Below are 20,461 nucleotides of genomic sequence, written 5' to 3'. Positions count from 1 at the left end.
GGGTGGCCGGGGCGCCCGTTTGCACGGGCACCCCGGCACGCCGGGTCAGGCCTGGCCGAAGGCCACGCCGGTCTTTTCCTTCAGCTCGTCGATGCCCACGCCCGGCGCGGCTTCGACCAGCACCAGGCCGGTGTCGGTCACGTCGAACACAGCCAGGTCGGTGATGATGCGGTCGACCACGCCCACGCCGGTCAGCGGCAGCGTGCACTCGGGCAGGATCTTGTGCTCGCCGTTCTTGGCGGTGTGCTCCATCAGCACCACCACGCGCTGCACGCCGGCCACCAGGTCCATCGCCCCGCCCATGCCCTTGACCATCTTGCCGGGCACCATCCAGTTGGCCAGGTCGCCGCTGGCCGTTACCTGCATCGCGCCCAGGATGGCCAGGTTGATGTGACCGCCGCGGATCATCGCGAAGCTGTCGTGGCTGCCGAAATAGCTGGCGCCGGCGCGCGCGGTAACGGTCTGCTTGCCGGCATTGATCAGGTCGGCATCGACATCGGCATCGGTCGGGAACGGGCCGATCCCGAGCAGGCCGTTTTCAGACTGCAGCCACACATCCACGCCCTCGGGAATGTGGTTGGCCACCAGGGTCGGCAGGCCGATGCCGAGGTTGACGTAGGCGCCATCGGTAAGCTCACGCGCAGCGCGCGCGGCCATTTCATCGCGGGTCCAAGCCATGTCAGTTGCCCTCCGCGCGGACGGTGCGCTGTTCGATACGCTTTTCAGGCGTGGGGTTGTGCACGATGCGGTGCACGTAGATGCCCGGCAGGTGCACCTGGTCGGGGTCGATGCTGCCCAACGGCACCACCTCTTCGACCTCGACGATGCAGACCTTGCCGGCCATCGCGCAGGCCGGGTTGAAGTTGCGCGCGGTCTTGCGGAACACCAGGTTGCCGGCCTCGTCGGCCTTCCACGCCTTGACCAGGGCCACGTCGGCGCGCAGCGCGGTTTCCAGCACGAAGTGCTTGCCGTCGAATTCGCGGGTTTCCTTGCCCTCGGCCACTACCGTGCCGTAGCCGGTGGCGGTGAAGAAGGCCGGGATGCCGGCACCGCCGGCGCGCAGGCGCTCGGCCAGGGTGCCCTGCGGGTTGAATTCCAGCTCCAGCTCGCCGGCCAGGAACTGCCGTTCGAATTCCTTGTTCTCGCCCACGTAGGACGAAATCATCTTCTGGATCTGGCGGGTTTCCAGCAGCTGGCCCAGGCCGAAGCCATCCACACCGGCATTGTTGGAGATCACGGTCAGGCCCTTGACCGCACTGTCGCGCAGTGCGGCGATCAGCGCCTCGGGGATGCCGCACAGGCCGAAACCACCCACCGCCAGCGTCTGGCCGTCGGCAACCACGCCGTGCAGCGCGGCGGCCGCGCTGGCGTAGCGCTTGCTGCGCCGGCCGGCAGTATCTGGGGACTTGCTCATCTACGCCCTCACCTCGTTGATGTAAGGGGGCATTGTAGCGGGTGGGCCTGCTGTTCCCCTGCCGCGCCGCGGCATGTTCAGTGACCGCGAACGGCGTCCATCACGCCAGCCAGGCCGTCCTGCCAGGCAGGCAGCAGCAGCCCGGAATCGGACTGCAGCCGGCGCACGTCCAGGCACGAGTACGCAGGGCGGCGGGCCGCCGTTGGATACTCGGCCGTAGTGATCGCCTCTACCCGCGGTGCACGCGGCAGGATGCCCCGCGCCACGGCTTCGGCGAAAATGGCCTCGGCGAACCCGTGCCAACTGGTGGCACCCGTTGCGGTCAGGTGATACGTCCCCGACAGCGTGAGGCGCTGTTGCAGGATGTGCGCGCTGACATCGGCAATGAGTGCGGCCGGGGTGGGCGTGCCGATCTGATCGGCCACCACGCGCAGCACATCGCGCTCGGCGCCAACGCGCAGCATCGTGCGCAGGAAGTTGGCGCCGTGCGCGGCATACACCCATGCCGTCCGGAAGATCAGATGGCGGCCGCCAGCCGCGCGGATCGCCTGCTCACCGGCAAGCTTGCTGGCGCCGTAGACGCCCAAGGGCGCGGTGGGATCGTCTTCGCGGTACGGGCGCGTGGCGGTGCCGTCGAATACGTAGTCGGTGGAATAGTGCAGCAGCGGCACGCCGGCTGCCGCGCACCAGCGGGCGATCATGTCGGGCGCCTCGGCGTTCGCACGCCACGCAGCATCAGGATCACCTTCGGCACGGTCCACCGCGGTATACGCCGCGGCGTTGACCACCACGCCCGGACCGATCCGATCCAGCAAGCCGGGCAGCGATGCCGGATCGTCGAAGTCGGCCACCTCGCAGGGGCTGCCATCGGGCAATGCGCCGCTGCGGGTGGTGGCCACCAGCGTGCCCAACGGCGCCAGTGTCCGCAGCAAGGCCTGGCCAACCTGGCCGTTGCCACCGAACAGCAGCACGTTCACGGCAGGTAGACCGGCAGCCGCTCGGCGGGGATGTCCTGCAGGAACGGCGCCTGCTCATCCTTGGATGAAAGCGTGGGTGTGCTGATCGGCCAATCCACCGCAATATCCGCATCATTCCAGCGCACGCTGGCGTCGGCTTCCTTGACGTACACATCGGTGCACAGGTAGTTGAACAGCGCGTCGTCGGACAACACCGCAAACCCGTGCGCGAATCCCGGCGGAATCCACAGCTGGCGGCGGTTTTCCCCGCTCAGGATGAACGCCTCCCATCGACCGAACGTGGGCGAACCACGGCGGATGTCCACGGCGACGTCGTATACCTCGCCCTGCAGAACCGTCACCAGTTTTCCCTGTGGCCGCGGCCACTGGTAATGCAGGCCGCGCAGCACGCCCTTGCTGGACGAGGACACGTTGCTCTGCACGAAGCTGCTGGGCAGGCCTTGCGCCGCGTATCGCTCGGCGTTCCAGGTTTCGAAGAAGAACCCACGTGCATCGCCGAACACCACCGGTTCCAGCAGGACCAGGCCCGGCAGCGAAGTCTGGATCACCTTCACGGCACAACACCGCGCTGCACCAGCTTGTGCAGATACTGGCCGTACCCGTTCTTGATCAGCGGCGCCGCCAGCGCTTCAAGCTGCGCGGCATCGATCCAGCCCCGACCGAAGGCGATTTCCTCCGGACAGCAGACCTGCAGGCCTTGGCGGGTCTGGATGGTTTCAATGAAATTGGATGCTTCCAGCAGCGACTGGTGGGTGCCGGTATCCAGCCATGCGTACCCGCGCCCGAGGGCTTCCAGGTGCAGGCTGCCCTCGCGCAGGTAGCGCTGGTTGAGGTCGGTGATCTCCAGCTCGCCGCGTGGCGATGGCTTCAGTTCGGCGGCGTAATCGCTGGCATGGCCATCGTAGAAATACAGGCCGGTAACCGCATAGTTGGAGCGCGGTTGCGCAGGCTTCTCGACGAGATCGATAACCTTGCCGGCCGCATCGAACTCGGCCACGCCGTAGCGCTCGGGATCGTTCACCCAGTAGCCGAACACGGTGGCACCCGACGCGCGCTCGTCCGCGCTGCGCAGCAGCTGGCTCAGCCCATGGCCGTGGAAGATGTTGTCGCCCAGCACCAGGCAGCTCGGCTTGCCGTCGACGAAATCGCGGCCGATCAGGTAGGCCTGCGCCAGCCCGTCCGGGCTCGGCTGCACGGCGTACTGGATGTTCATGCCCCACTGCGAACCGTCGCCCAGCAGGGCCTGAAACAGCGCCTGCTCATGCGGGGTGTTGATGATCAGCACATCGCGGATGCCCGCCAGCATCAGCACGCTGAGCGGGTAATAGATCATCGGCTTGTCGTAGACCGGCAGCAGCTGCTTGCTGACGCCTTTGGTGATCGGGTACAGGCGCGTGCCCGAGCCGCCCGCCAGGATGATGCCCTTGCGTTGAGTCATGCGGTGGTCCTCTGTCTGTGGATGGCCGCCGCTCAGGCGGCGGTGCCGATGCGCTGCAGGCGGTAGCTGCCGTCAAGCACGCCGTTCACCCATTCCTGGTTGTCCAGGTACCAGTCGACCGTGAAGCCGATGCCCTGCTCGAAGGTGTACTTCGGCTCCCAGCCCAGCTGGTCCTTCAACTTGCTGGCATCGATCGCGTAGCGACGGTCATGCCCCGGACGGTCGGCAACGTAGGTGATCTGGCTGCTGCGCGGCTGGCCATCCTCACGCGGGCGGCGGGCATCGAGCAGCGCGCAGATCGCGTGCACCACTTCGATGTTCTCCTTCTCCGAGTTGCCGCCCACGTTGTAGGTCTCGCCGACCTGGCCCTTGGCCAGCACGGTGCGGATCGCCTCGCAGTGGTCGGACACGAACAGCCAGTCGCGCACCTGCTTGCCATCGCCGTACACCGGCAGCGGCTCGCCGGCCAGGGCCTTGGCGATCACCAGCGGGATCAGCTTCTCGGGGAAGTGGTACGGACCGTAGTTGTTGGAGCAGTTGGTGGTCAGTACCGGCAACCCGTAGGTGTGGTGGAACGCGCGCACCAGGTGGTCCGAGGCGGCCTTGGACGCCGAGTACGGCGAGTTGGGCGCGAACGGGGTCGTTTCGGTGAACTTGCCGGTCTCGCCCAGCGTGCCGTACACCTCGTCGGTGGACACGTGCAGGAAGCGGAACGCCGCGCCCTTGTCGGCCGGCAGCGCCTTCCAGTAGTCGCGCACCGATTCCAGCAGGGCCAGGGTGCCGACCACGTTGGTCTGGATGAACGCGCCGGGGCCGTCGATGGAACGGTCGACGTGGCTTTCGGCGGCGAAGTTCACCACCGCATCGGGCTGGTGCTCGGCCAGCAGGCGCGCCACCAGCGAATGGTCGCCGATGTCGCCGTGCACGAACACGTGGTCCGGGTTGCCCTCCAGCGGGGCCAGGGTCTTCAGGTTGCCCGCGTAGGTCAGCGCGTCCAGGTTGATTACCCGCACGCCCTTGGCGACCGCTTCGAGGACAAAGTTACCGCCAATGAATCCGGCTCCGCCGGTGACAAGCCATGTGGGCACTACCTGTTCTCCTGTTGGATATTGGTGTGGGCGTCGCATTCACGAACCTCCGACACAGCGGAACAGGATACATCGCGCCTGTCTTCACGACTGCCTGCCGCGGGTAAACGCGAGGCTGCCGGACGCGCAGGCATGCGGCAATGCAACATAACCATACGCATTCGCATGGTCGACCTTCGCCAGTTAGAATCCGGGTCCCACCCCCCGAACCGGTTGCAGTCCAGGACCGGACGTTCCCCGTTACTGTGAGCCGGCCGATGGCCGGCACTACAAGGATCGAGCAGCAGATGAAAATCCTCGTCGCGTACAAGCGCGTGGTGGACTACAACGTCCGCATTCAGGTCAAGCCGGACGGTTCCGGCGTGGTCACCGACGGCGTCAAGCTGTCGCCCAACCCCTTTGACGAAATCGCGCTGGAAGAAGCCCTGCGCCTGCGTGACAAGGGCATCGCCACCGAAGTCGTGGTGGCCACCATCGCCCCGGCCGACGCCCAGGCACACCTGCGCAACGGCCTGGCCATGGGCGCCAACCGCGCCATCCACGTAGTCACCGACCAGGCCATCCAGCCGCTCACCGCCGCGCGCACCCTGCTCAAGCTGGTCGAGAAGGAACAGCCGGACCTGGTGATCCTGGGCAAGCAGGCCATCGACGACGATGCCAACCAGACCGGCCAGATGCTGGCCACGCTGTGGGGCCGCCCGCAGGCGACCTTCGCCAGCAAGCTGGACATCGCCGACGGCAAGGCCACGGTCACCCGTGAAGTCGACGCCGGCCTGGAAACCCTGGAAGTGGACCTGCCGGCGGTGGTCACCACCGACCTGCGCCTGAACGAGCCGCGCTTCATCAAGCTGCCCGACATCATGAAGGCCAAGGCCAAGCCGCTGGAGACCCTGCAGCTGGCCGACCTCGGCGTAGAGGCGGCCGATACCTTCAAGACCACCCAGTACGCCGCGCCGGTCAAGCGCAGCAAGGGCGTGATGGTCAAGGACGCGGCCGAACTGGTCGCCGCACTCAAGCAGAAGGGGTTGCTGTAATGACCAAGATCCTCGTTGTTGCCGAACACCATGACGGCAAGCTCAATGCCGCCACCGCCAAGACCGTCAGCGCTGCCGCCGCCATCAGCGGTGCCAGCATCGACGTGCTGGTGCTGGCCGCCGACCCGGCCGCCGTGGCCGCCGACGCCGCCCAGCTGGCGGGCGTGGCCAAGGTGCTGACCGTGGCCAACCCGGCCAACGCGCAGGCGCTGGCCCAGGTACTGGCGCCGCAGATCGCCGCGCTGGCCACCGGCTATACCCACGTGTTCGGCCCGTCGACCACCTTCGGCAAGGACCTGATGCCGTGCGTGGCGGCCCTGCTCGGCGTCAACCAGGTGTCGGACCTGATGACCGTCGAAGGCAGCCACAGCTTCAAGCGCCCGATCTACGCCGGCAACGCCATCATCACCGTGGACGTCCCGGCCGACCAGATCGTGGTCGCCACCGTGCGTGCCGCGTCCTGGCCGGAAGCGGCCAAGGGCGGCAGCGCCGCGGTTGAAGCGGCGAGCGTGGAGGCGGCCCTGCCGTCGCACACCCGCTTCATCGGCCTGGCCGCCGGTGCCACCGACCGCCCGGACCTGCAGAGCGCCAAGCGCGTGGTCTCCGGTGGCCGTGGCGTGGGCTCGGAAGAGAACTTCAAGGTGATCTTCCAGCTGGCCGACAAGCTCGGCGCCGCCGTGGGTGCCTCGCGCGCCGCCGTGGACGCCGGCTACGTGCCCAGCGACCTGCAGGTGGGCCAGACCGGCAAGATCATCTCGCCGGAGCTGTACGTGGCGGTCGGCATCAGCGGCGCCATCCAGCACCTGACCGGGATCAAGGATGCCGGCACCATCGTGGCCATCAACAAGGACCCGGATTCGCCGATCTTCGAGATCGCCGACATCGGCCTGGTGGGCGACCTGTTCACGCTGCTGCCGGAGCTGGAAGCGGCGCTTTGATCCACACTGTCCGCTCCCTCCAGATAGGTGCCTGCCGTGATCGGCTGCGATGAAACCGCGGTGAGTGGCCTTCCAGGCACGCCCCCCGACGTGTCGGTGGTCGTGCCTGTGTACGGGTGCGCCAGTTGTCTGGAGGATCTTGCCGACCGGGTAGGCGCCAGCCTGTCCGGTGCGGGCCTGAGCCACGAGCTGATTCTGGTTGACGATGACAGCCCGGACAACGCGTGGCGCCGCATCTGCGAGATCAGTTCGCGATCGGACGCCGTGCGTGGGCTCAGGCTGTCGCGCAATTTCGGCCAGCACGCCGCCATCAGCGCCGGGTTGTCCCGCGCGCGCGGGGCGACGGTGGTGGTCATGGACTGCGATCTACAGGACGTTCCGGAAGAGATTCCCGCACTGCTGGCGGGCCTGGACGGCGAGCACGAGATCGTGCTCGGCCAGCGCGTCGAACGCCAGGACAGTTGGCTCAAACGCTCTGGTTCGCGCCTGTTCTACCGCACGCTGGGCTGGCTCACCGATACCCGCTATGACGCCTCGACGGCCAACTTCGGGGCCTACAGCCGAAAGGTCGTCGATGCGATGAACGGCATGCCCGAGATGGACCGGTTCCTGCCTCTGATGGCACGTTGGACAGGTTTCCGTACGCGCGCCATCCCGGTGTCACACGGACGGCGTACCGAAGGCCAGAGCAGCTACAGCCTGCGCAAGCTGATCCAGATGGCCACCCGGATCGTGCTGTCCTTCTCGGACAAGCCGCTGCGGCTGGTCATGTCCCTGGCGTTCGCACTGGCCTCGGTGGGCGTGTGCATCGCGCTGTTCGCGATGCTCCGCTACCTGGCCGGCGACATCCAGGTGGCCGGCTTCACCAGCATCCTCGCCTCGGTCTGGCTGGTGGGCAGCTTCATCATGGCCAGCCTGGGCGTGGTCGGGCTTTATCTGGGCCGCATCCACTACGAAACCAAGCAGCGGCCGGCGTTCATTGTCTGGCAGGACACCTGGAAGGACGCGGCATGACTGCCGTCTCCGGCCTCGTACCGGCCGCCTTGGATTCGGCCCGTTTCGGCATCCTGGTCGAGCGCGCTGCGTTCGACGAGGACACCGCCGTGTCCACCATCGTCGAGGCGGTCGCACGCTCGGCGGCCGACCTGATCATCCTGCGCACCGCCGCAGGACGCTCGGACATCGCCACCGCGCTGCAGCAACAGGGTGAATTCGTCATCCATGCCGACACGCTGGTCTACCACGGCATGCCACTGGCCGCCGGATCGGGCGAATCGGCCCCCAACGTCCGTATCGCCACGGCCGCCGACCGTGACGCGATCGCCCTGATCGCCACGGCCAGTTTCCAGGGCTACCGCGCCCACTACGCCGCCAACCCCCTGTTGCCGCAGGACAAGGTGCACGCCGGATACGTCGAGTGGGCCCAGAGCCGGCTGGACAACACCCCCGACCGCGCCGCCACCTGGGTGGTCACCGACGGCGGCGCCATTGCCGGGTTCGCCACCTGTGACCGGCATGGCGACACCATCGACATCGTTCTCAATGCAGTCCACCCGGATTTCGAGCGCCGCGGCCATTATGGGCGCCTGCTCGGCCACCTGGTGCACCATTACGGGCAACAGGCGCTGCAGCGCCTGATCATCTCGACCCAGGTCTGGAACTACGGCGTACAGCGACAGTGGGCCAAGGCCGGCCTCCGGCTGTACGCTGCACTGGACACCTACCATCTGGACCGCAGGTTGGCGCGATCGAGCGCCTTGCGCCGGCCATGATGCCCCTCTTTCCGCAGGCAGGTCCCGACGTCGGGACCTGCCTGCCGCCCTTATTTTCCAGGCGCCTTTCTGCATGAGCTATGTATTCATCGGCATGACCATCCTGCTGACTGCTTACGGACAACTTGTCCTGAAGTGGCAGGTGGGAGTGCACGGCCACCTTCTGGCCAGCCCGATCCAACCCCTGAACCTGCTGCAGTTGCTGCTGAAGCCGTGGGTTATCTCGGCCTTCGTGGCCGCCTTTGGCGCGTCGCTGTGCTGGATGGCCGCCTTGAGCCGGATGCCGCTCAGCCGCGCCTACCCGTACATGGCGATCAATTTCTTCATTGTCGCCCTGTTCGCCGCAGTGCTCTTCCGCGAACAACTGGATGCCTACAAGATCGCCGGTACGCTGATTATCATGCTGGGCGTGGTCGTCCTGTCCCGATCCGTCGCCTGACCCGCCCCGACACCTGCCCTGAGAGCCATCGTGATTCCATTCAACAAACCATTCATGACGGGCAGCGAACTGGAGCACATTGCCCAGGCACATGCCAACGGCCATCTGTCCGGAGACGGCCCGTTCACCAAACGCTGCCACGCATGGCTTGAGCAGAACACCGGTGCGGCCCGCGCCCTGCTGACCCACAGCTGCACCTCGGCCCTGGAAATGGCGGCGCTGCTGCTGGACCTGGAGGAGGGCGACGAGGTCATCATGCCGTCCTATACCTTCGTTTCCACGGCCAATGCCTTCGCGCTGCGTGGCGCCATTCCGGTGTTCGTCGACATCCGTGCCGACACGTTGAACCTCGACGAACAGCTGATCGAGGCGGCGATCACCCCGCGTACCAAGGCCATCTGCGTGGTGCATTACGCGGGCGTGGCCTGCGAGATGGACACGATCATGGACATCGCCGCGCGGCATGGCCTGGTGGTCGTGGAAGACGCGGCGCAAGCCATCATGTCCACCTACAAAGGACGCCCGCTGGGTACCATCGGCGAGCTGGGCGCGCTCAGCTTCCATGAAACCAAGAACATCATTTCCGGCGAAGGCGGCGCCCTGCTCTGCCGCGACAGCACCTACGCCGAACGCGCTGAAATCATCCGTGAGAAGGGCACCAACCGCAGCCGTTTCTTCCGCGGCCAGGTCGACAAGTACACCTGGGTAGACGTGGGCTCATCGTTCCTGCCCGGTGAGATCACCGCGGCGTTCCTGACCGCGCAGATGGATGCGGCCCGGCAGATCACCGACCAGCGCCTGGCCATCTGGGACCGATACCATGCCTGGGCCGAGGCGCATGAACGCGCCGGCACCGTGCAGCGTCCAAGCGTACCGGCCGACTGCACGCACAATGCGCACATGTACTACCTGCTGCTTCCCTCGCTGGAGGTGCGCACCCGCTTCATCGCAGAGCTGAAAGCGCGCGGTGTGCAGAGCGTTTTCCATTACATCCCGCTGCATTCGTCCCCGGCCGGGCTGGAACATGGCCGCTGCGGTTCGGCCATGCCGGTTACCGACGACATCAGCGCGCGCCTGGTGCGCCTGCCGCTGTGGGTGGGCGTGGAACAGCAGATGGACACGATCCTGCAGCATGCCGACGAGGCGCTGCGCGCCGCCCTGGCCTGACCCGGTCCAGGGCGGGTGGAACAGCCTGCTGCCCGCGCCTTTCGGTGCCGGGGCGCAGGCAGCACGCAAGCTGAATACTGGCGAGTACGCGGGCCGGGCAGGCTGACGCGCCCTTACGGACCGTGTCGCTATAATCGATGGTCACCCCCAAAAGGACTTCTTTGATGACGCTTCCCTGCTTCAAGGCCTATGACATCCGTGGCCGGGTGCCCGAAGAACTCAACCCGCCGCTGGCCAAGCGCATTGGTGCAGGAACCGCCACGCTGCTGGGCCCGGGCCCGGTGGTATTGGGCTACGACATCCGCTTGAGCAGCCCCGAGCTGCACCAGGCGCTGGCCGAGGGCTTCCGTGCCTCTGGCCGCGACATCATCGACATCGGGCTGTGCGGCACCGAGGAAGTCTATTTCCAGACCTTCCACCGGCAGGCCGCCGGCGGCGTGATGGTGACCGCCAGCCACAACCCGATGGACTACAACGGCATGAAGCTGGTGCGCGAGCAATCGCGCCCGATCAGTGGCGACACCGGGCTGTTCGACGTGCGTGACTACGCCGCCGCCGACACCGCACTGCCGGCCGACGGCAACGGCCAGTTGCGCCAGGACACCGACAAGAGCGCCTACATCGAGCACCTGTTGGGCTATGTGGATCGCAGCGTGCTGAAGCCGCTGAAGATCGTGGTCAACGCCGGCAACGGTGGGGCCGGCCTGGTGATCGACCAGCTTGCGCCGCACCTGCCCTTCGAGTTCATCCGCATCCAGCATGAGCCCGATGGTAGCTTCCCCAACGGCATCCCCAACCCGCTGCTGCCGGAAAACCGTGCCGCCACCGCCACTGCCGTGCGCGAGCATGGCGCCGATTTCGGCATTGCCTGGGACGGCGATTTCGACCGGTGCTTCTTCTTCGATGCGCAGGGCGACTTCATCGAGGGCTACTACCTGGTGGGCCTGCTGGCCACCGCGCTGCTCAAGCGCCACCCGGGTGGCAAGATCATCCACGACCCGCGCCTGACCTGGAACACCGTGGAAATGGTGCAGCAGGCCGGTGGCGTGCCGATCATGAGCAAGACCGGCCATGCGTTCATCAAGGAGCGCATGCGCGCCGAAGACGCCATCTACGGTGGCGAGATGAGCGCGCACCATTACTTCCGCGCATTCGCCTACTGCGATTCGGGCATGATTCCGTGGCTGCTGATCGCCGAGCTGGTGTCGCAGACTGGCACGTCGCTGGGCGATCTGGTCGCCGACCGCATGCAGGCATTCCCGTGCAGCGGCGAGATCAATTTCCGCGTCGACGATGCCAAGGCCACCGTTGCCCGCGTGATGGCGCATTACGCCAGCGAGCAGCCCACCCTGGATTACACCGACGGGGTCAGCGCCGAGTTCAAGGATTGGCGCTTCAACCTGCGCAGCTCCAACACCGAACCCCTGCTCCGCTTGAACGTGGAGACCCGTGGTGACGCCGCCCTGCTGCGCGCCCGCACCGACGAACTGACCGCCCTGATCGGCGGCAGCGCGGCCCAACACTGATCCAGGACGCATCCATGTTGCCCATCGTTCCCGTCATCCTTTCCGGTGGTTCCGGCACCCGCCTGTGGCCCGTCTCGCGCGAGGCCTATCCGAAGCAGTTCCTGCCGCTGGTCGGAGAGGACACCATGCTCCAGGCCACGTGGAAGCGCGTTGCGCAGATCGCGGGTGCCGCGCCGATCGTGGTAGCCAACCAGGAACATCGTTTCATGGCCGCCGAGCAGCTGCGCGAGTGCAACGTCACGCCGCAGGCGCTGATCCTCGAACCGATTGGCCGCAACACCGCCCCGGCGATCGCCATTGCTGCGCTTCAGGCGCTGGCCAACGGCGACGACGCGCTGCTGCTGGTGTTGCCGTCGGACCACGTGGTACGCGATGAAAAGGCGTTCCACGAAGCAGTCCGGCAGGCCGCGGCGGCCGCGCAGACCGGCAAGCTGGTCACCTTCGGCATCGTGCCGACCGCACCGGAAACCGGCTACGGCTATATCAAAGCTGCGGCCGGCCAGGGCGTGCGCGCGGTCGAGCGCTTCGTCGAGAAGCCGAACCTGGAAACCGCCGAACAGTACGTGCGGTCCGGCGAGTACTTCTGGAACAGCGGCATGTTCCTGTTCAAGGCCTCGCGTTACCTGGCCGAGCTGGAAGCCCTGCAGCCGGCGATCCTGGCCGCCAGCCGTGCCGCGCTGGACAAGGCGTCGCGCGACAGCGACTTCATCCGCCTGGATGCCGACGCCTTCGCCGCCAGCCCGAACGATTCGATCGATTACGCGGTGATGGAAAAGACCGCCGATGCGGCCGTGGTGCCGCTGGATGCCGGCTGGAACGACGTGGGCTCCTGGTCGGCGCTGTGGGAAGTGTCGGACAAGGATGCCTCGGGCAATGCCTGCCACGGCGATGTGATCGCGGTCGATTGCCGCAACAGCTATGCCTACGGCAGCCGCCTGATCGCCATGGTCGGGCTGGATGACGTGGTGGTGGTGGAAACCGATGATGCGGTGTTCGTGGGCCACAAGGACCGCGTGCAGGACGTGAAGGAAATCGTGGCCCGGATCAAGCGCGACGGCCGCAGCGAAGCGGCCGCGCACCGCAAGGTCTACCGCCCGTGGGGCGCCTACGACTCAATCGACAACGGCAGCCGTTTCCAGGTCAAGCGCATCACTGTCAAGCCGGGTGCCACGCTCAGCCTGCAGATGCACCACCACCGTGCCGAGCACTGGATCGTCGTCAGCGGCACTGCCGAGGTGACCCGTGGCGAGGAGGTCATCCTGCTGACCGAAAACCAGAGCACCTACATCCCGCTGGGCGTCACCCATCGCCTGAAGAACCCGGGCAAGCTGCCGTTGGAGCTGATCGAAGTGCAGTCGGGCAGTTATCTGGGCGAGGACGACATCGTGCGCTTCGAGGACAGCTACGGCCGGGCCTGAGCACGCGCGCAGGTACCTGCAAGGCGCTCAAGACCCCGCTTCGGCGGGGTTTTTTGCCTCTGCTGGGCGTGCATCGGCCTGGCATGTCGCAGTCGCACTTGCTGGCCAGCTGCAACTGCAGGACTATCAGCAGCCAGGATGGTCATTCCGGCCTCCCCCCACCCCGTACCTCGAGAGGTTAGCCATGGCCCAGAAGACGACCGGCCTTCACGCAATTCTCTCGGCCCCGTGGGCCTACGATCTGCTGCAGAACATCCTGGGTGCACAGAAGGCACGTAAACGCCTGCTCAACGACCATGCGCGACCGGGGCCCAACGCGACCATCCTGGATATCGGGTGCGGGACCGGCGAGATCGTCCCCCACCTGCCCAAAGGAGCCGGGTACCACGGCTTCGACCTGTCCCCGCTTTACATCGAATCGGCCAACCGCCGCTTCGGCAACCGCGCCACGTTCCACTGCATGGACATTGCCGACTACCAGCCACAGGATGGCGACGAGCTGGCCGACGTGGTCCTTGCAGTCGGCATCCTGCACCATCTGGACGACGATATCGTGGTGAAGCTGATGCAGTCGGCGCGCAGCAAGCTCAAGCCCGGTGGCCACCTGGTCACCATGGATGGCACGCTGGTGGACGACCAGTCCTCCCTGGCACGCAACCTGATCCTGCGCGACCGCGGCCAGAACATCCGCACGCCGGACGCCTACCGCGCATTGGCGGAGAAGGCATTCCAGGACGTCAAAGTCACCGTTCGCCACGACATGATCTACGTTCCGTACACGCATTGCGTGATGGAGTGCCGGGCCTGAGGGCGAACGATGCCTGGGCGCGCATCAGCCACGGGGGGCTGACGGCGGCATCGTGCAACAGCGCCGCGCGGGGAAGCGCGGCGACACAGAGCAACCTGAGCAAGAAACGCACTGCCAGATGATGCCCGGGTTGGGTGAGACCCGGTAGAGACCAAACGTGGTTCTTCCTGCGGAATCGACCTGTGAGCAGAGCATCGATGCACTCGAGTGCGGTACCGCATGTGCGGGGGAAAGCGCGCTGGCGCGCCGGCGTGGCCGGCTTCCTGAGCCGTGAGCGCGGGCGTACCGTACTGGCATCGGTGCTGCTGGTGATCAATGTGGTCCTGCTGATCGCCTACCTGTTCATCAGCTACAAAGGGATCTTCCACTCCGATTCGGCCGTCAAGAACCTGCTCGCGCAGGAAATGCACGATACGGCGCGTTTCTTCCCGCCGGGCTGGAACTACGTCAACAAAGACCTGATGGTCCTGTTCGGCCAGCTGGGCATCTTTCCCCTGCTGTTCTTCTTCGACAACAGCTACACGCTTTATGCGATCTCCAGCAGCGTGGTGGCCCTGCTCATTCTGGCCAGCGCGGGCTGGTTCACCGGGCTGCTGGACGGCAGACCCTGGCAGAGGGTGCTGGCAGTGGCGGTGCTGGCCGGCGGCATCTCAGGCGGCGTCGCGGAGGATGTGTTCGGACAGGCCGCCTACGGCGCGGTGGTGATGTTCACCTGCCTGGTCACGGTGCTCGCCTGGAAGGTCATGAGCCGCGCGATGCCGCGGCGCGCTTTGTGGTGCGCCCTGCTCTTCGGGCTGGTGACCCTGGTCACCTGGAGCAACCCGCAGCGGTCGGCCGCGTCCTACCTGCTGCCGCTGTTCTGTGGACTGGCCGCCTACGCCTGGGGCGGGGAGTGGAAGCCACGCCTGCATCGCTGCGTGCCAGTCGTTGTATCGGCCCTGGGTGGCTTCGCGGCAGGCGCGGTTCTGAGCGTGCTGACGCTGACCCGAGTGAACAACAATGCCGGCGCGGGGGCCGCACGCTGGCTGAGCTTTGACGGAATGGCCGCCAACGTGGTGCACACCGGGCATGCGCTGATGGGCCTGCTGGGCGGCGTACCGGTCGGCGGTGGCAGCGTGACCACTGCGGTCGGCCTGTACGCCGCGGTGAGGCTGCTGGCCGCCCTGGTGCTTCTGGTGATGATCGGGCGAAGAATCGTGGTGATGTGCGCAGGCCCCAACGATCGCACGCGTTTCGTGGGGGGGCTGCTGGCGGGCCTCTCACTGTGCTTCCTGTTTCTGCAGGCCACGACCACCATTCCCGACATCAATGACCCGGTCAGCGCGGCACGTTACCTGACCCCGATGGTTGTCCTCGGGGTGATGGCGGTGGTCTGCTCGCCGCTCGATACCGCCACGCCGCTCCGGTCGCTGCTGGTGGTGGGCATGAGCCTGCTGCTGGCCACCAGCAGTGTGGTGTCCTCCAATCCCGGGTCGCTGATCAATCCGGGCTGGCAGAATCCACAACGCGAAGCGCTGGTCGCCGAGCTGAAGACGCTGGGGCTGCACTACGGCTATGCCAACTACTGGAACGCCGGGTCGATGACCGTCCTGAGCGGCAGCGAGATCCGGATCCGCCAGATCATCATTTCCGGTGGCCTGCCCCTACCCATGCGCCACCTGTCATCCGATCGCTGGTACGAACCGGAGGCGTGGCAAGGCGAGACCTTCCTGTTGCTCAATGACAGCGACATGGCCGCGATGGACTGGAGCGCCATGACCCGCCATGCAGGGGCGCCGATCCGCGAAACGCGCGTCGGCAACCTGCACCTGTTCGTCTTCAAGAACAACATCGCGCGGGACCTGCCCAACTGGAGCAATGCACTGAATGCGCCGTTCCGCCTGTCGGCCGCGCCTGACAGCGCGAAAATGGTCGGCCGGTGGGTCGATGCAGAAGGCGCGCTCCGGACACGCGTGGGCGAATCCGGGTTCCTCCAATACGGCCCGTACCGTCCACTGCGTCGCGGTACCTATCAGGTGACCTATGACGTCACCGGCAGCAGCGAGCCGACGGGGCAGGTGATTGCCGTTGTGGACGTATCGGTTTCGGGCGGCACCGGCATTCTCCGCTCTGCGGAGGTTCGGGCGGACGGCCAGGCCACGCATACGATCCAGTTCCGCCTGGATCAGCCGGTCACCGATCTGGAACTACGGGTCATGGCAACGGGCAGCGGCGAGGTGGCGTACAAAGGACTCACGCTCTCGTCCAAGTGAATCAGACCCCGCGCCAGCGCCCCGGCGGGCGCTGGCGGCCGGCGCGTGCTCAACGCGCTGACAGTGTCACGCCCTTGTAGGTGACCTCGCCGGTGCCGTTGGCAACCACGCGCATCTCCAGGGTGGCCACGGGCTTGTCCAGGCTGAACTCGATGGTGTGCTGGGCGGTACCGTCGCCGTGCACCTCCGCCACGCCCAGCACCTGCGCCCCGCCTGCGGCGACCACATCCACGACCGCGACCACCTGCTGTGCAGGATCTGCCTGGCCGGCGACATCGAACGTGACGCTGTAGCGTCCGCGGCCAAGCAACACGTAGGGGCCGAACTGAAGGTAGCCGGACTCCCCGGGCATGGCCTTCAGCGACTGGGCGGAGTCCACCCAGCGCCCGACCGTTTTCGACCCGTCCGGCCCTGCGTTGATCCGCAGCGGCTTGCGCAGCACCGCACTCCAGCCGGGGACATCCAGGGCCAGGTTCTGCTTGAACACGAACACCTGCTTGTCACCGATCCTGGCCTGCCGGATCGGCTGGCCGGCATAGTGGGTCAGCGTCCCCCAGTTGATCGACGCCGCTTCGGTGTCGGTCAGCAGCAGGAACGTCTCGCCCTGCCAGGCTTCCGGCTCGTACCAATGGTCCGACGAGAGGTGACGCATCGGAACCGGCAGACCATTGAAGACCTCGACCTGCCGGATCTTGACGTCGCCGCCGCTCAGGACAGTGAGAGCACCGGCATTCCAATAGGTGGCGTACCCATACTGCAGCCCCATGGCCTTCAACTCGGCCAGCAACGCATCACGCTGCGGGTTCTGCCAGGCAGGATGGATCATCGAGCCCGGGTTGAAACGCACCACGCTGTTGGTGGCCAACAGCAGGCTGAGTCCCACCACGAGCACTGCCCCCAGGCGGGACGCGCTCTGAAGCGGGGAGCAGATCACCAGCAGCAGCGCCAGCGTGGTCGCCGGTGCCAGATAGCGAGCCACGCTGACCGGATCGTTCATGTCGGCCACCGTGGTGGTGACGTGCAGGAACAGGAAACACGCGGCCAAACCTGCCACCATCCCGCCCACGAAGCGTGCCTGCGGGCTGGCACTTCGGCACAGCGAAACGACCTTGCCCCCCATCAGCACCAGCAGGATCACGGCGGCAAGCAGCCGCAGCGCCGCGTAAATGCCCGGCGCGCTGATGACATTACCGCCACCAGCCGGCACGCCGCCCAGCAGGGCCACCAGGCCGTGGGCGGTATGCACGATGTTGGTGGCCATCGCATTGAAATCGAGCCAATGGGCTGCGCCCACGCCCGCATTGTTGTTGACCTGCGTCAGCGTCCATACGCTGAGACCGGCACCAATGACGAACCCGAGCACAGTGGCGGCCACGACCGGCACAGACGCCCGCAGCCGCGGCTTCCAGTCCTCGCCCCACAGATAGGCGGCCAGGCCGCAATACAGCGGCAGCAGATAAGTGGCTGCGGCGCGTTGCGGATTGCTCCACGTACACAGGACAACCAGTACGAACAATAATGCCCACCACAGCGGACGTCGCTGCGGCAGGGCCGTCATCGACTTCCAGGTGAGCACCGTGATCAGGCAGCTGAGCATCAGCAGGATGCCGTACGCCGCCTGGCCGAAGATATCTTCCTCGATTCCCGCCGAAACCCCGCCGGCCAGGACAGCCAGCGCCAGCACACGCTGCCAGGTACTACCGCCGAGCAGCCCGGTAAACCACCAGACGCTGCCCAAAATCAGCACGGCCACTGCAACGCCGGTCACCGCATAAAGCGTGTAGCTGCCTTCATAGAAGAACTGAAGCGGCCACACGCCGAGCTGGGCGAACAGGATCATCAGATCCTTGTTGACATAGTTCCAGCCCGCCGGGAAGAACCGGCCGGTGTCGTGCATCTCCTGCGCCAGCAGTACCCGGACCGCCGAATCGGAGTGGAAGATGCCCTTGTAGCTGACGAAGAGAAACACCACCAGCAGGACGAAATTGACCGCCAGCAGGAAGGCCGCCAGCAGGGTGCGGCGGCGGTCATCGCACAGGAACTGCCCGGCCCGCACGAGGGCGTCCGGCCAACCGCGTTGCTGGGCGGGGGCAACGTTCAATGGAGATCGGCTCACGGGGTGCTTCCGTACATCCAGGAGAGGGTGGAGGCGAAGTCGAACGCAGGCATCTCACCGACCTTGGCCAACACCTTGTCGTTGGAGCCACGCAGCGATTTGACTTCGTTGCCGCGCACAAACGCGGGGTTCACCCGCACCTCGATCGTGTAGCCGGAGAGTGCGTTGAGCGTTTCGATCACCTGCTGCAGCGACCACTCCACGCCGGAGCAGATGTTGTACACCTCGCCCACGCCGGGCGTGGCGAGCAACCGCGCGTACAACTCGGCAACCCAGCGCACATCGTAGAAATCGCGCGACACGTCGATGTTGCCCAGCTCGATCACCGGCGCGCGGCGCTTGAAATGCCCCACGATCTTGGGAATCAGGAACCGTTCGGACTGCCCTACCCCGGTGTAGTTGAACGGCCTGACCACGGTGATAGGCAGCCGGTCCTTCCACAGCGACGCCATCGCCTCCATGGCCATCTTGCTGACGGCATAGTCATTCTGCGGCGACAACGGCGCGTCTTCGCCGAGGACACCGCCCACGTTGCCATACACGTTCGCGCTGCTGGCCAGCAGCACATGCGCCGGCGGCGTCGGCAACCCGGCAAGGGCCTCGAGCAGGTTGCGCGTGCCTACGATGTTGACCCGGTAGATTTCATCGGCATCCCCATGGGCGACAAAAGAGATCGCCGCCAGGTGGATGACATACGCCGGCTGCAGCGCCTGAAGGGCGGCCTGGAGCGCTGCGCGATCGAGCAGATCCACCGACGCGGTGGCCGACGGGCCCGAGTGCGACCCCAGGGTCACCACCTCGTACCCATCGGCCTGCAGCCGCTCGATCACGTAGCGTCCGGTGAAGCCGGACGCCCCCGTGATCAGGACACGCTTACCGGTGATCTCAGAAGGAGAAACCACGTTCGTTCCTCTTCAGGTCCGCCTCGACCATCATCTGGCACAGCTGTTCCAGAGTAGTCGTCGGCTTCCAGCCCAGCACGCGCGCGGCCTTCTCCGGATTGCCGATCAGCAGGTCGACTTCGGCCGGGCGGTGGAACTTCGCATTGATGCGCATCACCGTCTTCCCGCTGGCCGTATCGACTGCGGTTTCGTCCTGGTCCTTGCCACGGAACTCAACATCGATGCCCGCGCCCTTGAAGGCCATCTGCACGAAGTCACGCACGGTTTCGGTGCGGTTGGTTGCCAGGACGAAGGTGTCGGGCTGGTCGACCTGCAGCATGCGCCACATGCCCTCCACGTATTCCTTGGCAAAGCCCCAGTCGCGCTTGGCGTCCAGGTTGCCCAGCTCCAGGCAGTCCAGCTGGCCCAGCTTGATCTTGGCCACCGAGTCGGTGATCTTGCGGGTCACGAATTCACGTCCGCGCAGCGGGCTTTCGTGGTTGAACAGGATGCCGCTGGAACCGAAGATGTCGTAGCTTTCGCGGTAATTCACCGTGATCCAGTGCGCGTAGAGCTTGGCCACGCCATACGGGCTGCGCGGGTAGAACGGCGTCTCTTCGATCTGCGGGATGGCCTGCACCTTGCCGAACATTTCCGAGGTCGACGCCTGGTAGAAGCGGATCTTCGGATTGATCAGGCGGATCGCCTCCAGCAGGTGGAGCGCGCCTACGCCGGTGATCTGTGCGGTGGTGGTGGGCTGCTCGAAGCTCACGCCCACGAAGCTCTGCGCGGCCAGGTTGTAGATTTCGTCCGGCTGGATCTTCTGCACCATCGAGATGGTGGTGCCCAGGTCGGTGAGGTCGTACTCGACCAGATGCAGGTTCGGGTGGTTGAGCACGCCCACTTCGTCCAGGCGCCAGAAGTTCACCGAGCTGGTGCGACGGTACGTGCCATGGACCTCGTAGCCCTTCTCAAGCAGCAGTTCGGTCAGGTAAGCACCGTCCTGACCCGTGATACCCGTGATGATTGCCTTCTTCATGATGTGTTTTCTTCTTCAATGATTGATACGGTTTTGGCAGGTCGTCCCTGCTGCAGATCCGGCAGCAAACGGGAGCGACGTTCTCTACGCGCCGGGTGGCTGCGCAGCGAAGCCGCGCGCCCGGACCCCCAGCGAGCTTGGCAGTAGGCTGAAG

At 65.9% G+C, this 20,461-nt stretch carries 19 protein-coding genes; 10 read left to right on the top strand and 9 right to left on the bottom strand.

Translation table 11 applies throughout. From position 1 onward, the window contains the following. Positions 1-45 precede the first annotated feature (45 nt). From ABIA71_RS10715 to rfbB, 6 genes are all read right to left on the bottom strand, one after another. Positions 46-678 (bottom strand): CoA transferase subunit B, encoded by a 633-nt coding sequence (locus tag ABIA71_RS10715; RefSeq protein WP_354285185.1) that lies wholly within the window; start codon positions 676-678, stop codon positions 46-48. A 1-nt stretch (position 679) separates the two neighbouring features. After that, positions 680-1,414, bottom strand: a complete 735-nt coding sequence (locus tag ABIA71_RS10710; RefSeq protein ID WP_354285184.1) for a CoA transferase subunit A — start codon at positions 1,412-1,414, stop codon at positions 680-682. Between the two features lie 77 nt (positions 1,415-1,491). After that, positions 1,492-2,391, bottom strand: a complete 900-nt coding sequence (gene rfbD / locus ABIA71_RS10705) for a dTDP-4-dehydrorhamnose reductase (RefSeq protein WP_354285183.1) — start codon at positions 2,389-2,391, stop codon at positions 1,492-1,494. Further along, positions 2,388-2,945 (bottom strand): dTDP-4-dehydrorhamnose 3,5-epimerase, encoded by a 558-nt coding sequence (gene rfbC / locus ABIA71_RS10700; protein ID WP_354285182.1) that lies wholly within the window; start codon positions 2,943-2,945, stop codon positions 2,388-2,390. Before rfbC ends, rfbD begins: the two co-directional genes overlap by 4 nt. Further along, positions 2,942-3,829: a glucose-1-phosphate thymidylyltransferase RfbA gene (rfbA, locus tag ABIA71_RS10695; protein ID WP_159495671.1), complete on the bottom strand. Its 888-nt coding sequence runs from the start codon at positions 3,827-3,829 to the stop codon at positions 2,942-2,944. Before rfbA ends, rfbC begins: the two co-directional genes overlap by 4 nt. Before the next feature lie 32 nt (positions 3,830-3,861). Next, positions 3,862-4,917, bottom strand: a complete 1,056-nt coding sequence (rfbB, locus tag ABIA71_RS10690) for a dTDP-glucose 4,6-dehydratase (RefSeq protein ID WP_128096509.1) — start codon at positions 4,915-4,917, stop codon at positions 3,862-3,864. 287 nt (positions 4,918-5,204) lie between these two features. On the opposite strand from rfbB, the gene ABIA71_RS10685 reads away from it, so the two are divergent. The 10 genes from ABIA71_RS10685 (at position 5,205) to ABIA71_RS10640 (ending at position 16,271) form a co-directional block, all read left to right on the top strand. Continuing rightward, positions 5,205-5,951, top strand: a complete 747-nt coding sequence (locus tag ABIA71_RS10685) for an electron transfer flavoprotein subunit beta/FixA family protein (protein ID WP_128096508.1) — start codon at positions 5,205-5,207, stop codon at positions 5,949-5,951. Then, entirely contained in the window at positions 5,951-6,889 is a 939-nt protein-coding gene (locus tag ABIA71_RS10680; protein WP_354285181.1) for an electron transfer flavoprotein subunit alpha/FixB family protein, read from the top strand. The genes ABIA71_RS10685 and ABIA71_RS10680 overlap by 1 nt, the downstream gene beginning before the upstream one ends. Before the next feature lie 60 nt (positions 6,890-6,949). Further along, the gene (locus tag ABIA71_RS10675; RefSeq protein WP_354285180.1) at positions 6,950-7,903 is read left to right on the top strand and encodes a glycosyltransferase family 2 protein; all 954 of its coding nucleotides are present in this window, start codon (positions 6,950-6,952) and stop codon (positions 7,901-7,903) included. Continuing rightward, a complete protein-coding gene (locus tag ABIA71_RS10670; protein WP_354285179.1) occupies positions 7,900-8,661 on the top strand; it encodes a GNAT family N-acetyltransferase in 762 nt (253 codons plus the stop codon). The genes ABIA71_RS10675 and ABIA71_RS10670 overlap by 4 nt, the downstream gene beginning before the upstream one ends. After that, positions 8,597-9,100, top strand: coding sequence for an EamA family transporter (locus ABIA71_RS10665; protein ID WP_354285271.1), 504 nt, complete (start codon positions 8,597-8,599; stop codon positions 9,098-9,100). Before ABIA71_RS10670 ends, ABIA71_RS10665 begins: the two co-directional genes overlap by 65 nt. 30 nt (positions 9,101-9,130) lie before the next feature. Continuing rightward, positions 9,131-10,267 carry a dTDP-4-amino-4,6-dideoxygalactose transaminase gene (gene rffA / locus ABIA71_RS10660; RefSeq protein WP_354285178.1) on the top strand — a complete coding sequence of 379 codons (1,137 nt, stop codon included), beginning with the start codon at positions 9,131-9,133 and terminating at the stop codon, positions 10,265-10,267. A gap of 164 nt (positions 10,268-10,431) precedes the next feature. Then, on the top strand, positions 10,432-11,793 hold the full coding sequence (locus ABIA71_RS10655; RefSeq protein WP_354285177.1) for a phosphohexomutase domain-containing protein: 1,362 nt from the start codon (positions 10,432-10,434) through the stop codon (positions 11,791-11,793). Between the two features lie 14 nt (positions 11,794-11,807). Further along, positions 11,808-13,211 carry a mannose-1-phosphate guanylyltransferase/mannose-6-phosphate isomerase gene (locus ABIA71_RS10650; RefSeq protein ID WP_354285176.1) on the top strand — a complete coding sequence of 468 codons (1,404 nt, stop codon included), beginning with the start codon at positions 11,808-11,810 and terminating at the stop codon, positions 13,209-13,211. Between the two features lie 184 nt (positions 13,212-13,395). Beyond that, the gene (locus ABIA71_RS10645) at positions 13,396-14,019 is read left to right on the top strand and encodes a class I SAM-dependent methyltransferase (RefSeq protein WP_159495664.1); all 624 of its coding nucleotides are present in this window, start codon (positions 13,396-13,398) and stop codon (positions 14,017-14,019) included. Positions 14,020-14,270: 251 nt separating this feature from the next. Continuing rightward, positions 14,271-16,271 (top strand): hypothetical protein, encoded by a 2,001-nt coding sequence (locus ABIA71_RS10640; RefSeq protein WP_354285175.1) that lies wholly within the window; start codon positions 14,271-14,273, stop codon positions 16,269-16,271. A gap of 49 nt (positions 16,272-16,320) precedes the next feature. Here the strand turns inward: ABIA71_RS10640 and ABIA71_RS10635 are convergent, their stop codons facing one another. The 3 genes from ABIA71_RS10635 to gmd are packed head-to-tail and all read right to left on the bottom strand — an operon-like array spanning position 16,321 to position 20,307. Next, positions 16,321-18,327, bottom strand: a complete 2,007-nt coding sequence (locus ABIA71_RS10635) for a hypothetical protein (RefSeq protein ID WP_354285174.1) — start codon at positions 18,325-18,327, stop codon at positions 16,321-16,323. Positions 18,328-18,383: 56 nt separating this feature from the next. Next, on the bottom strand, positions 18,384-19,289 hold the full coding sequence (locus ABIA71_RS10630; RefSeq protein WP_354285173.1) for an NAD-dependent epimerase/dehydratase family protein: 906 nt from the start codon (positions 19,287-19,289) through the stop codon (positions 18,384-18,386). Continuing rightward, positions 19,273-20,307 (bottom strand): GDP-mannose 4,6-dehydratase, encoded by a 1,035-nt coding sequence (gene gmd, locus ABIA71_RS10625; RefSeq protein WP_354285172.1) that lies wholly within the window; start codon positions 20,305-20,307, stop codon positions 19,273-19,275. Before gmd ends, ABIA71_RS10630 begins: the two co-directional genes overlap by 17 nt. Positions 20,308-20,461: the final 154 nt, after the last annotated feature.

The organism is Stenotrophomonas sp. 2619 (genome assembly GCF_040548725.1).
Classification (GTDB): domain Bacteria; phylum Pseudomonadota; class Gammaproteobacteria; order Xanthomonadales; family Xanthomonadaceae; genus Stenotrophomonas; species Stenotrophomonas maltophilia_AP.
The sequence above is the reverse complement of the archived record's forward strand: the minus strand, read 5'-3'. Positions and strand labels throughout refer to the sequence as shown.